General features: G+C 44.1%; 10 protein-coding genes. 6 read left to right on the top strand and 4 right to left on the bottom strand.

The window, feature by feature from the left end; genetic code table 11:
* Positions 1-11 precede the first annotated feature (11 nt).
* Together ABWY16_RS12060 and ABWY16_RS12055 are read right to left on the bottom strand one after the other, a co-directional pair.
* Complete coding sequence (locus ABWY16_RS12060) at positions 12-2,255, bottom strand: tetratricopeptide repeat-containing sensor histidine kinase (RefSeq protein ID WP_353904892.1); 2,244 nt, start codon at positions 2,253-2,255, stop codon at positions 12-14.
* Positions 2,255-3,661 carry an alpha-L-fucosidase gene (locus tag ABWY16_RS12055; RefSeq protein ID WP_353904891.1) on the bottom strand — a complete coding sequence of 469 codons (1,407 nt, stop codon included), beginning with the start codon at positions 3,659-3,661 and terminating at the stop codon, positions 2,255-2,257. Before ABWY16_RS12055 ends, ABWY16_RS12060 begins: the two co-directional genes overlap by 1 nt.
* A 312-nt stretch (positions 3,662-3,973) precedes the next feature.
* Here ABWY16_RS12055 and ABWY16_RS12050 point away from each other — a divergent pair, with 312 nt between their 5' ends.
* The 6 genes from ABWY16_RS12050 (at position 3,974) to fumC (ending at position 11,302) form a co-directional block, all read left to right on the top strand.
* On the top strand, positions 3,974-5,302 hold the full coding sequence (locus ABWY16_RS12050) for a TolC family protein (RefSeq protein ID WP_353904890.1): 1,329 nt from the start codon (positions 3,974-3,976) through the stop codon (positions 5,300-5,302).
* Between the two features lie 2 nt (positions 5,303-5,304).
* A complete protein-coding gene (locus tag ABWY16_RS12045) occupies positions 5,305-6,363 on the top strand; it encodes an HlyD family secretion protein (RefSeq protein WP_353904889.1) in 1,059 nt (352 codons plus the stop codon).
* A 69-nt stretch (positions 6,364-6,432) separates the two neighbouring features.
* Positions 6,433-7,944: an MFS transporter gene (locus tag ABWY16_RS12040; RefSeq protein WP_353904888.1), complete on the top strand. Its 1,512-nt coding sequence runs from the start codon at positions 6,433-6,435 to the stop codon at positions 7,942-7,944.
* Between the two features lie 52 nt (positions 7,945-7,996).
* Entirely contained in the window at positions 7,997-9,502 is a 1,506-nt protein-coding gene (gene mqo, locus ABWY16_RS12035; protein WP_353904887.1) for a malate dehydrogenase (quinone), read from the top strand.
* Positions 9,499-9,861 (top strand): cupin domain-containing protein, encoded by a 363-nt coding sequence (locus tag ABWY16_RS12030; RefSeq protein ID WP_353904886.1) that lies wholly within the window; start codon positions 9,499-9,501, stop codon positions 9,859-9,861. The genes mqo and ABWY16_RS12030 overlap by 4 nt, the downstream gene beginning before the upstream one ends.
* 61 nt (positions 9,862-9,922) lie before the next feature.
* Positions 9,923-11,302, top strand: a complete 1,380-nt coding sequence (fumC, locus tag ABWY16_RS12025; RefSeq protein WP_353904950.1) for a class II fumarate hydratase — start codon at positions 9,923-9,925, stop codon at positions 11,300-11,302.
* Positions 11,303-11,356: 54 nt separating this feature from the next.
* On the opposite strand, the gene ABWY16_RS12020 is transcribed toward fumC, so the two are convergent.
* Together ABWY16_RS12020 and ABWY16_RS12015 are read right to left on the bottom strand one after the other, a co-directional pair.
* Positions 11,357-12,148, bottom strand: coding sequence for an alpha/beta hydrolase (locus tag ABWY16_RS12020; protein ID WP_353904885.1), 792 nt, complete (start codon positions 12,146-12,148; stop codon positions 11,357-11,359).
* A 45-nt stretch (positions 12,149-12,193) separates the two neighbouring features.
* Entirely contained in the window at positions 12,194-12,952 is a 759-nt protein-coding gene (locus ABWY16_RS12015) for an alpha/beta hydrolase (RefSeq protein WP_353904884.1), read from the bottom strand.
* Between the last annotated feature and the right edge of the window lie 37 nt (positions 12,953-12,989).

Below are 12,989 nucleotides of genomic sequence, written 5' to 3'. Positions count from 1 at the left end.
GTGCTTTACTGCTAAACAGCAATTTGCCTGGTAAAGGAAATTTCCAGCACCACACCATCTTCATTCCTTATACTAAGGATACCATTTAGCTGTTCTGCCAGGCCAACCATTAAACTCATTCCTAAAGATTTCATCTCACTGAAATCAAAATCAGGAAGTAAACCAATGCCATTATCTGAGATCTTCAGCGTGCAGCGATCATCGTCAATAACAAAGCTGATGTAGATCTTACCTTCTACGTTTCCAGGAAACGCATATTTAATGCAGTTGCTGACTGCTTCATTGAGGATGAGTCCAAGTGGCACCGATTGTGCAACATTAAGGTGAATGGGTTCTGTAGCCAGCACAAACTGAATCTTACTGTCCATAGCATAGGATTCTGCCATATAACCAACCAGTTCCCTGATATACCAGTTCATGTCTATACTGGAAAGGTTATTGGACTGATACAGTTTCTGGTGAATAAGAGACATGGCAAACATGCGGTTCTGGCTCTTTTGTATGGCCACCTTTGCATCTTCATTATCCAGATACGACGATTGTGTGTTCAGCAGGCTGATGACAATCTGCAGGTTGTTCTTTACCCGGTGATGGATTTCCCGGAGAAGCCATTCTTTTTCTCCCAGCAGGCTGGTAAGCTGTGTGTTTTTACCATTGATCTCATTCTGCTTCTGCTCAAGCTGCAGATTACTGCGGATTTTAAGGCGGTAGCGGTTGTACAAAATAGTGATGATGATGCATGCGGCTATGAGACCGATAATAAAGGCATATCTTGCAGACTCTTCACTTTGAATGCGCGCTTCCTGAAGCTGGTTCTTCTGGTTGAGCAGAGCAATATCCTTATTTTTCTTTGCGGTTTCATATTCAATATCCAGAACGGCAATTTGCCTGGCCTTCTGTACATTTGAAGCGGAATCGGAATATTTTTTAAAACGTTTGAGATGCTCAACTCCTGATACAAGTTGATTTGATGCAGAATCCGCCATATACATAAAGTATTCAAGTTTTGCATTGTAATCTATGTTCGGACTTCTTTTCAATTGCTGCTGCATATAAGCCATATATGGTCTGGCCTCTTCAAATTGATGATCAGTGATGAGTTTTTTCAGGATCACTTTTTTAATACTGATGAGGTCATAGTCATCTTTGGGCAGCGACCTGCTTAACTTATACAACGTTGTATAGTGAGGTTCGGCTTTTCCAGCCTGTCCCCATTCCAGATAGGCATTTGCAAAAGTCAGGGCGTAACGGATTTTTGCACGGTCAGTCCTTGCCGGATATTGTCTTTCCATCTGCTCAAGATAACTTATGCCCAGCTGATACCGTTTCAGCCTGTAGGCGGTATTAACCAGATTGGGAATGATGGTTTGGATGTAGTTTATGTCGTGGTATTTCTCGGCAATGCGTTTTGCTTCCAGAAAATAGCTATAAGCTTTCTCATAACTGCCCAGATTATGGTAGATGATACCGATATGATTGAATATTGCACTTTTCTGCAGCGAACTATCCCCTACCAGCATAGCCGTTTTTTCGGCCAGTAAACCATTTTTAAGCGCATTCCCATAATCGCCCATGCTGGTATAGGAAATACAAAGGTTATTATAAACACCCTGAAGCTCCTTGTGCCCCACAGACTTGAAAACTATCAGGGCACTATCCAGAAGTTCCACCGCTTTTATACTATTGCCTATCAATGCGTAATATTCACCGATATCCTGGTACTTCCGCGCCTGCATCCTGCGGTCACCTGCAAGGCTGTAATAGGTTACAGCCATTCTGCTGTAAGTTATTTTGCTGTGTACATCAGCTATCGATTCAATTCCATACACGCCCGACATCGTATCGTAGGCAGCAGCCAGCTCTGCCAACATTCCATGACTGGAAGCATAGCCAATAGCCTGATGAATGATCTTTGCCGGAGTTACCAAATCTCCGGATTCCCTGAGTATGTCTGCTTTGAGCAGAAAACTTAAGACGAGGCCCCTTTGATAATGGATCCTGTTAGCCAGTGCGAAGGCCTGTTTTTCAAAATCCAGCGCTTTTAACAAATCAGATTTGATTTCACCCTGCAGGTTGAGGTAATACCTTCCGATGTCCAGAAGCAGTTCATCCCTTTTCTGATCGTCCTTTAATGATAAAATCTTTGTTTCAGCTTGCTGAACATCCTTCTGGGATTTGATCTGCTGCCCTGCAGAGAACACTGGTGCAGTCAATAGCAGCAGCAGCAGGAGAGGAAATATCCGGACCGCAGGCATTATCTTCTTTCATCAAAAACCTGAATCTCTGCTATGGATGCCTGGCGAACGGATTTGAGTATCCTGATCCTGACTTTACTGGTCCATAATCTTTCAAACCGGTGAATCTTGATCCGGTCCCGGTTCAGGCCCCGGAAAACAGTCTTCCATTCTCTGCCATTCCAGCATTCAAGAACATATTCATAGACATTGTTTTCTTTTTCCGCTACTACCAGCATGTTGATACCCTTTTCCCTCTTAAGATCTACTTCGAGCCAGGGTTTTTCTATTGTTTTAGCGGATACCCATGAAGTGTTGTAGTTGTCATCATTGGCAAAATCCGAAATATTCATGTCATCACTCCAGCTGGAGTTAGCGGGTTGATTGATTGCCATATTGCTCGAAATTACGGGCAGGGGCAGCGCTGGTAAATGAGTAATGGCAGCATTATTTTTCCAGATTTTCCCTACCTCCTTCAGCGACGTGATGGCATTTTCATCAATCAAACCATCTCTGTTAGGCGCCACGTTTAAGATAAAATTACAGCTCACTTTATTTAAAGGCGTAATCAGGCTGTCTACAATTTCACGGGGACTTCTTACCGGAACATTTGGAAAATCAGTTTTCCAGAACCAGGAAGTATTGATTGGCAGACAGGCCAGGGAAGGCATGGGCTTGTTGTTTTTATTCATCCGCTGACCGGCACCCATTTCATAGGTTTTGATATCCGTATAATAAAGACCCTCTCCGGGATACTTTGCCCCATTGAGGTCCATGACCAGACAATCCGGCTGCAAGGTTTTTATTAAGGTATAAATATCCTCGAAAGGTACATCATCATAGGAGATCCTTGACCAGGGGGCATCCCAGCCGTCGATAATAAGTGCCTCAACTTTCCCGTAATTCGTCAGCAATTCAGTGATCTGCTGTTTGATCATATCGATATGCTTAGGGGTAATCTGGTTAGGCCGCAGTTTATGGTGCGTATCCAGAATCGAATAGTACAACATGACCTTTAAACCCCTGGCGCGGAATGCCTCTGTAAATTGTTTTACCACATCCTTTCCGTAAGGGCTGTTCATCACATTATAATCTGTGCTTTTGGTATCCCAGATACAAAATCCGCTGTGGTGTTTGGTTGTCAGGCAACCATAAGTCATGTTTGCTGATTTGGCGGCATCTGCCCACTGCCCGGCGTCGAGTTTTTTAGGGTTGAAGAGTTGTGCTGATGCATCCGGATCGGGCCAGTCGGCATTGGCATAAGTAGGTATATTATAGTGGATAAACATGCCGAAGCGCAGGTCTACAAATTTTTGCTGAAGCTGATTGAGATGGCTTGATTTACTATCCTGCGCAGACTGAGCGAAAAGACTGACCGGGATCAGCAGGATGAATAAAATTATGTTAAAGACTGTAATGTTTTTCATTTTTCTGTGCTGAATTATCAACCTGACTGACAGTCCCCAATAAGCAGACCATTTGACAATATCTTAAAGATCAGCATTTTGCGTGGTTTATACAATATTTTACCTTACTGTATATCGTCAATTCACGATGAAGATTTCCTTAATCCAATCCATCCTGCCCGGCTACCATTAAATACACATTCGTGAAATCACGAGATATCGGAATCACCATTTGCATAAAATATCACATAAAAATTTAACAGTCAGCAGGTTACCCCCTTGGCCTTGTACTTGCAATTGTCGGGAGATGCACGTAAATAAAACTATCTCCTAATGAATAAATTTTATCATATGCTGGGGCTTTTAAGCCTGCAGGGCTTTATTGCAATGGCCCAGCAGCAGCACGATAATCTAAAGACAATAAAATATTCACTTCCGCAGGTGTGGGACAGCGTATCCTTATACAGCAAATCAATAAATCTGGAAAAACTCAACTTATTACAAAATGCTGAACGATTGGAATCTACCAGAGCAGAAAAGCTCCCTGACATTTCCCTTGACGGAGAATATGCAAAGTTCAGCAAACTACCACAATATGAAAATGGCTTGTTTCACCAGGCCACCTATTACCCCCTGGCCCGCACGTCATACAGCCTGGGTACCACAGCCAACATGTTTCTTTATAACGGAAGCAGACTCAAACGGAATATGGAGGCCGCAGCCATCAATCAGGACCTCATCAAAAATAAGGTTAATTTGACAACAGGAGAAATCAAGCTACTGGCCAGCAGCTATTACCTGAATATTATCCGCGACCAAAAATTCCTTCAGATTATAGCCCGCGATATAAACGAACAGGAGAAAGTAATTGCGCAGATCAGGGTATTTTACAAAAATGGGGTTGTGCTTAAGAGCGATGTATTACGGGCAGAATTGAAAGTTTCCAAACAGAAACTCCAGTATACACAGATCCATAACGACATAGCGCTGCACTCTCAAAAACTTGGAATTTTAATGGGTCTGCCAGAAGAGACGATGATTGATCCATCAGACAGCATCAACCTGACAGAACCTGCTCTTGACAGTTACGAGAATTACGTTTCAATTGCCATGAACAATGCATTCGAACTCAATATTTCAAGACAGGAGCAAAGTCTCAGAAAGCTAAACTTAAAGCTTGTTAAAGCTAACATTCTTCCGGAAATCAGCGTGTTTGCCAATTACCTGTACAGTTATCCCCAGGGCAGGTTATATCCCTATGCACTTTCGCTTTATAGCCTTGGCACAGTCGGATTAAAGGCATCATATCCTTTATCGGCCCTATATAAGAACAAGCATAGGGTTGCCGAAGCAGCGTTGGAACTGAGAAAATCAGCACTCGAACATTCAGCACGTGAGGACGAAATCAAAGAACATGTGAAACAGGATTTCCTGCAGCTGCAGGAAGATATAGAACGCATCAGGGTTTCTAAAAAAAATATTATACAGGCTACCGAAAACCTGAGAATTTTAAAGAGCAGCTATCTGAACCAGACTGCACTGATGACAGATTACCTGGATGCAGACGTACAACTTCTGGAATCGAGGTTTGATTTAACGGTAGCTGAGATCGAAGGACAGTTTCATTTTTACCAGCTACAAAAAACAATAGGAAAACTCTAACTATGGAAAACACCAGCCCCAGCCTTACAACGACCGACAGGCTAGTCACAAGAATAACTTCATGGGTAGCAATCCTGATATTGATATTTCTCGGTTATAAAGCTATAATGCTGACTTTAGATGTGTTGAATTATGAAGAGACAAATGATGCCCAGATACAGGAATACATCACTCCTGTAGTAAGCCGTGTGAATGGTTATATCAAAGAAATCAGGTATGAAGAGAATCAGCGCGTCAATAAAGGTGACACCCTGATCATCATTGAAGATGACCAATATAAATCAAAACAATCGGAATCGATTGAAGCAGTCAATAGTGCCCTTGCACAGATTGACGTGCTTGAAAAGACTACCGAAACTGCCGAAAAACTTGCCGCAGTTGCAAAATTCCAGATCAGTGCAGCCGAAGCCAAATTTAAACGGGCAAAACAGGATTATGTACGATACACCAGATTAGTCACCGAGGAGTCGGCAACTGCACAGCAGATGGAAACCAAAAAAGAACAGCTGGACGTATCTGGTTCGGAATATACTGCTGCAATGGGAAGTTACCAGGCTGCACTGGCCAGGATAAACGACTACAGAGCTCAGAAAGCGGGCATCCTTGCAGAAATCAAAAGAAAAAGGGAACTGCAGCGGCAGGCTGAACTGGATCTTTCATATACCGTTATTAAGGCTCCGCACCAGGGTACAATCAGCAGAAAGACCATTCAAACCGGACAGTTCATCCAGGCCAACCAGACACTGGCCAGTATTGTCAATGCAGGATCCGGGAAATGGGTTATTGCAAACTTCAAAGAGACCCAGTTATCCCACATGCGATATGGACAGGACGTATTGGTTGTTACGGACGCCTATCCTGATCAGACCCTGCATGGGAAAATCGAGTCGTTCTCTCCAGGCACGGGATCAAGCTTTACGCTGCTCCCTCCCGATAATGCGACAGGTAATTTTGTTAAGGTGGTTCAGCGTATTCCCGTGAAGATCATTTTCTCAGATCCCAAAGAAAACAACAGTTTACTGCGCTCAGGCATGAACGCAACAGTTAAAGTAATCCGATAGATGGAAAGGCAGGAGATTTTTAAAAGCGGAATTCCCGAATGGGGTATAAGGATTTGCATTTTTATGCTATTGATACCGAATTTGTTGCTGTTCTCAATTTCAACTGCGAATGTAAGTGCAGCCTGTGGATTTTACGGTATTGATCCAAATGATGCTCAGTTTTCCCTGATCATATTATATGCCGGCCTTGTTAGTTTCTTTCCTCTGGAGAGGCACTGTTCAGGATTTTTTGCAACAAAGGATTATCTATTGATCAGTTTGCTGGCAGAGGTTATTACAGCATATGCGGCCTATCTGACGCGCGACTTTATGCTTCTGCTGATCATCAGATTTATCCAGGGCGCAGCAAACATAAGCCTGGTTGCCATCAGTATATCACTGATATTTAACATATTAAAAACTGAAAGATCAAGAGAAATAGGCTATTCTGTTGTTTACTGCATCCTCCTGTGTATTTCTCCGCTTACAATTTTACTGACCGGGCCGTTTATTGATCAGGTTGATTATAACCAGTTCTACCTCTATTGCGCATTTGCTTTTATACCCGGGGGCATTTTTGGTTACCTGATCCTCAACGGTAACAGGTTGTCTCCTAAAGTAAGCCTGCCTTCCCCTGATTGGAGAAGCTTCATTATCTACGCCACAATGCTGGTTGCACTTTCCTATACGCTTACCTATGGTCAGCAGCTCAATTGGCTGTCCAGCGCAAAAGTACGTCTTTCCATGGCTCTGTTTCTACTGGGGCTCTGTACTCATGTCCTGCGGCAAAAATATAGCTCCCGGCCATACCTGAACATGAATATTTTCAAATTCAAAAGTTACAGGATGGGGATTTTCATGCTTGTGGTACTGTATCTCGCAAGGGGCGCCTTTAATTTCAGTACTGGTTATTTGAGCCAGTTCCTCAAATTTTCGCCGGAGCACCTTGGGTATTTTTTGATTTACAATATGGCCGGGGCAATTATAGGTACAATAATTTCATCGCGGATGTTGTTGAAGAAAGTTCCGCCAAGGCTGATATGGATCAATGGTCTATTGTTTGTATTGCTGCATCATGGCTGGATGATATTTATGTTTAGTACACAGGCTGATGAGTCTGCCTTCATTTTGCCTTTACTCATCCAGGGTATAGGCACAGGATTATTGCTTACGCCAATTATTGTCTTTATGGTTACTACGGTTCCGGAAGAATTAGGCCCCACCGCTGTTGCAACGGCAGTTTCTTTCAGATTTTTCAGTTCTTTACTAAGTATTGCACTCATCAATTATTTTCAGCTGTTCGGGGCGCAAACACATACCAACCGTTTTGATCTTTCAGCGGAAACAACGCTTGCCCAATCAAGGCTTAATATATATCAGCAGCTCCTGAACGGGCGGTATAGTGATCATCAAATGGCAGATGAGGGCGCAAATATGCTGTTAAAAAATAGCATCGACCAGCAATCTATTTTAAAAACTGCTACCGATTATTATGTACTTATTTGTATCATGCTGGTTGGAGCTATTCTTTTCCTGGCTATTTCACCAGCAATACATTACCAAAAATCGGCCCTTGATTCTGTGAGGGACATTCCCGTCTGACGAGCTAGTACACGCAATTTTTCACCCTAATATTCATTTTAAAATCATGACTATGAAAGAATCAAGCTTAACCCAGCACCAACCAGACGTTATTCTTGTTGGAGCAGGCATTATGTCTGCAACCCTTGCAGTACTACTTAACCAGCTTGATCCTGGCCTAAAAATCAGGATCTATGAAGTACTTGATCAACCCGCGCTGGAAAGTTCCAATGCCTGGAATAATGCCGGTACAGGACATGCCGCTTTATGTGAACTGAATTACACGCCTGAAAACCCTGATGGCAGCATCGATATTGCAAAAGCCCTGAAGGTGAATACCGAGTTTGATCTCTCAAGACAGCTTTGGGCCTATCTGGTTGCCAATGGGATAGTAAAGGATCCTCAGGAGTTTATCAACTCCGTTCCGCACATGAGTTTTGTTACCGGCGCAGAAAATGTGGCATACTTGAAAAAACGTTTTGAAGCCCTGTCAGCCAACCCTCTCTACCAGGCAATGGAATTTACAGCGGACAAAGCCATTATTAAAGAATGGATTCCACTGGTAATGGAGGGCAGGGATTCCGAAGAGCTGGTGGCGGCAACACGTATGCAAACCGGCACAGACGTAGACTATGGCTCTCTCACCCGCAAATTGCTTGATTCCCTGGCTGGAAAAGAAAACGTGGTCATTCATTACAACCACCGCGTGCAGGATCTGGAGCGTGAAGGCCTGAACTGGAAAGCGCAGATACGGGATGAAAATACCGGAGAGCATCACTTCCTCACTACTCCTTTTATTTTTATCGGGGCCGGTGGTGGTTCCTTACCCCTGCTGCAAAAGTCGGGCATACCCGAAGCCCATGGTTACGCAGGATTTCCTGTGAGTGGTGTCTGGCTGCGTACTGATAATGAAGCTATTGCCAAGGTACATCATGCAAAAGTATATGGGAAAGCTGCTGTTGGCTCCCCTCCTATGTCGGTGCCTCATTTGGACCAGCGGCATATTGATGGAAAAGTTTCGCTGTTGTTTGGTCCATACGCAGGTTTTTCGACAAAATTCCTGAAACATGGCTCTTATCTCGACTTATTCGGATCAATCGACATGGATAACATATTGCCGCTGCTGGCAGTAGGCCGGGACAATATCGCACTTACAAAATATCTCATAGGCCAGGTTTTGGAATCGCAGGAGGAAAAGTTTGCTGCTTTGAAAGAGTTTTTCCCCGAAGCCAAAGAGGAAGACTGGCGGCTGGAAGTAGCCGGACAGCGCGTGCAGATCATCAGGAAAGATGATGTACATGGCGGAATCCTTGAGTTTGGAACTGAACTGGTTGGCGCAGCAGATAACAGTATTATTGCCATGCTGGGTGCATCACCAGGAGCATCCACTGCAGTAGCGATTATGGTTGATGTCCTGGAGAAATGTTTTGCAGATCAGCTTAAAAATAACGGCTGGACTGAGAAACTCAGGCAAATGATTCCATCGTACGGACAATCCTTAATTGATAATCCCAGCCTTGGCCTGGAGCTCAGGGCAAAAACCGCAGCAGTGTTGAACATTAAAAATATTATCTCATGATCACAGCATATCTATTATACACCGGAGCAGACGGCAATTCACATTTCAAACGCGGACAAATCAGTGCGGATGCGCTGGTGCCGGCCGACCATGCATTATTTAAGGAGACGGCAGCAAGCTCATCATTCGACTGGCACAATGACCCCGTGCCCCAATATGTGATCACCCTTTCAGGGATACTGGAATTTACCACAAAGGGTGGCGAATCCTTTGTTATTAAGCCCGGCGATGTTTTGCTGGCAACTGATCATCTGGGAACAGGCCATAAATGGAGACTGCTCGATGATCAGCCCTGGAAACGTATTTACGTGGTATATAAAGAAAATTCAGATACACACTTCGTTCCCGATGAAAATTAACGGAACCTCAGATTCAGAAAATATGGAAAAAAAACACGCAGCAGCTGCCTCTACAGGACAGATCGGTATCCGGATTGAAAGTGATGCTATGGGTACGGTTGAAGTTCCTGCCGAACACTACTGGGGCGCACAGACCCAGCGCAGTTTAATACATTTTTCTATAGGTAGTGATAAAATGCCCAAAGAGGTTTACCATGCCTATGGCTACGTAAAGAAGACTGCGGCTATAGTTAATCTTGCTGACGGACGGCTCCCGGCAGAAATCGCTGAAGCAATTGGCAGGGTCACCGATGAAATCATTGACAAAAAGCTTGATGCTGAATTTCCTCTTTTTGTCTGGCAGACTGGCTCAGGTACACAATCGAATATGAACGTGAATGAAGTGATTTCCAATCGTGCTATCCAGTTACTTGGCGGGACTATCGGCAGTAAGACCCCGGTTCATCCCAATGACCATGTCAATATGGGTCAGTCGTCAAATGACAGTTTTCCCACAGCGATGCATATTGCAGCAATTTTTGCAATTGACAATCATTTACTTCCGGCACTTGAAAATCTTGAGCGGGCAATTTCCGGTAAAGCAAAGGAATGGAATGATGTGGTCAAAATTGGCAGAACTCATCTGCAGGATGCCGTACCCCTCACTGTTGGCCAGGAATGGTCAGGATATGCTGCCCAGCTTTCGGACGCAATAGAGCGGGTAAAAGCGAGCAGAACAAAATTGTATGAAGTTGCTGAGGGAGGTACAGCTGTAGGCACCGGATTAAATGCACCTGATGGATTTGCAGAAAAGTTTGCTGCTCAATTGGCTGAGCTGACTGGCAAACCATTTATCACTGCTGCAAACAAATTTGCTGCGCAAGGATCACTTGATGCCCTCGTAGCTGCTATGGCTTCCCTGAGGGGAATTGCTATCGCACTGATGAAAATCGCGAATGATATGAGGTGGCTGGCATCCGGTCCGCGGTGTGGGATAGGCGAATTGATTTTGCCGCCCAATGAGCCCGGATCAAGTATTATGCCTGGCAAAGTTAATCCTACACAATGCGAAGCAATTATTATGATTTGTATTCAGGTGATTGGCGAGGATACCGCTGTGGCGTTTGCCGGCAGCCAGGGAAATTTTGAACTCAATGCGATGCGGCCAATTGTGATTAACAATTTTCTGCATTCACTAACTATTCTGGCTGATGGTGCAGAGAAATTCAGGGTTTTCTCTGTTGAAGGGACGAAGCTTAACCTGCCTAAAATCAATGAGTACCTGGACAGGTCGCTGATGCTGGTTACGGCGCTGAGTCCGGAAATCGGTTATGATAAAGCCTCTGTAATTGCGCATACTGCGATGAACAACAACCTTACCCTCAGAGAAGCGGCTCTGCAAAGTGGCTACATTGATGCAGTAAAATATGATGAAATCGTTGATCCCCGGAAAATGATCTGATGGTTTTAAGACATAGAATGGCTTTCTCGAGGCAGCCATTCTATGTCTCCAGTATTATTTGCGATTCTGAAGAAATGTATCCAGAAAGCTTAAGGAAGGAATAATCGCATCTGACATATAACCCTTGCCATGCAGGGTTCCTGATACCAGCTGAACTGTGCTGGGTACGCCAACCCTCAACAGAGAGTTTTGTAGCTTTAAAGCGCCTTCAGCAGGCACAAATTCATCCATTGAATTGGCAATGTAAACTGGACCGCTTTGCGCGCTAACCCTTGTTAGCGGCGTTGCTTCATGTAACAAACATCTGTCCTTTCCAATCAACTCATCAATACACCACCGTAAAAAAGCATCGTTTCGTCCCCCCTGATTGATATTGGCGCTGGGAATACTGCCATCCAGGTTATCCTTTTTAGCTGAAGCCTGTCCGTCTGTTTCCAGCATAAATCCTTCCAGGTCGATAATTCCAGACCAGCTTACCGCCGGGAGGCCTTTCATCAATGCAACTTCCACAGCCAGGTTGCCTCCTGCAGAGCTTCCCCAGACAGCTATTTTAGTGCGGTCAAACTGATACTCTGATAACCGAAGCCACTCCAGTGACGCGAATATATCCTCACGTCCTGCCGGAAAGACTCCTTTGGGGGTAAGCCTGTAATCCGGGACGATCACAAGATATCCTTCGTTACATAACATTGTCGCAAGATCTTCATCCTTAAGCTTATCCCCCTGGAACCAGCCTCCGCCGTGAATATCAATTATAGCACCTTTTGCATTAATGCCACTATATACGTCCAGCTTCAGGTCACCTTGATAGGGCAAATCTTTAATTACCCGGATTTGATTTTCCATCTCTGATCAATAATTTAGTATGGATTGAAAGTGTTTTGGACTGAATTATTTTGCAGCTTCTTCGATAACAGCAGCAACTTCCCTGGGACTGGTCATGAATAAAGTATGCCCACCTTTAACCTGGGTTACTTTTGCATTGGCACGTTTATACATTGTGTCTTCAAGGCCCATATCAATGGTCTCATCATTTGATGGTTTCACTGCATATACCGGCTTATTTTTCCATGCCGCCGTTGTGATTTTATCTGTAAATGACTTTACGGTAAGCGGGATCTGAGAATCAAACATAAAGTCTGATTTTTCCTTAGTCTGTCCGTTGGCAAATGTTTCCTGGAAGGTAGCTTTACCGAGGTAAACATTTCCTTTAGCATCAGGAGCCAGAATGCCTTTTGGAGCAGCTACTTTTTCTACCAGGGCCAGTGTGGATTCCCCAGCATCAGGAATGAATGCAGCTACATAAACCAGGCTTTTCACTTTCTCTGCATTACCTGCTTCAGTAATAACCGTACCTCCCCAGGAGTGACCGACTAAAACTACAGGGCCATCCTGGCGATCCAGAACGAAGTTAGTTGCTGCGACGTCTTCAGCTAATGAACTTGTTGGGTTTTGTACCAAAGAAACGTGATAACCATCTTTTACCAGAATCTTGTAAACCGATTCCCATCCGGATGCATCAGCAAATGCGCCATGGACGATCACGATGTTCTTCACTGGTGTTTGTGCCTGTACAGGGTTGAAATTGAATAGCGAAGTAAATAAAATCGCTGCAGCAACTGCCACGTTTAAGTTTTTTGTTGTTTTCATATTTTTATTTGTTTGCTATCAGCAAGACAAACTATCG

The organism is Pedobacter sp. (assembly GCF_040513095.1).
In the GTDB taxonomy this organism is placed as follows: domain Bacteria; phylum Bacteroidota; class Bacteroidia; order Sphingobacteriales; family Sphingobacteriaceae; genus Pedobacter.
This window is presented reverse-complemented; position numbering and strand designations above follow the sequence as displayed.

Excerpts from the sequence above, each read along its gene's own strand:
- ABWY16_RS12060 (WP_353904892.1), bottom strand. The coding sequence starts at position 2,255 with ATGCCTGCGGTCCGGATATTTCCTCTCCTGCTGCTGCTGCTATTGACT.
- ABWY16_RS12055 (WP_353904891.1), bottom strand. The coding sequence starts at position 3,661 with ATGAAAAACATTACAGTCTTTAACATAATTTTATTCATCCTGCTGATC.
- ABWY16_RS12050 (WP_353904890.1), top strand. The coding sequence starts at position 3,974 with ATGAATAAATTTTATCATATGCTGGGGCTTTTAAGCCTGCAGGGCTTT.
- ABWY16_RS12045 (WP_353904889.1), top strand. The coding sequence starts at position 5,305 with ATGGAAAACACCAGCCCCAGCCTTACAACGACCGACAGGCTAGTCACA.
- mqo (WP_353904887.1), top strand. The coding sequence starts at position 7,997 with ATGAAAGAATCAAGCTTAACCCAGCACCAACCAGACGTTATTCTTGTT.
- ABWY16_RS12030 (WP_353904886.1), top strand. The coding sequence starts at position 9,499 with ATGATCACAGCATATCTATTATACACCGGAGCAGACGGCAATTCACAT.
- ABWY16_RS12020 (WP_353904885.1), bottom strand. The coding sequence starts at position 12,148 with ATGGAAAATCAAATCCGGGTAATTAAAGATTTGCCCTATCAAGGTGAC.
- ABWY16_RS12015 (WP_353904884.1), bottom strand. The coding sequence starts at position 12,952 with ATGAAAACAACAAAAAACTTAAACGTGGCAGTTGCTGCAGCGATTTTA.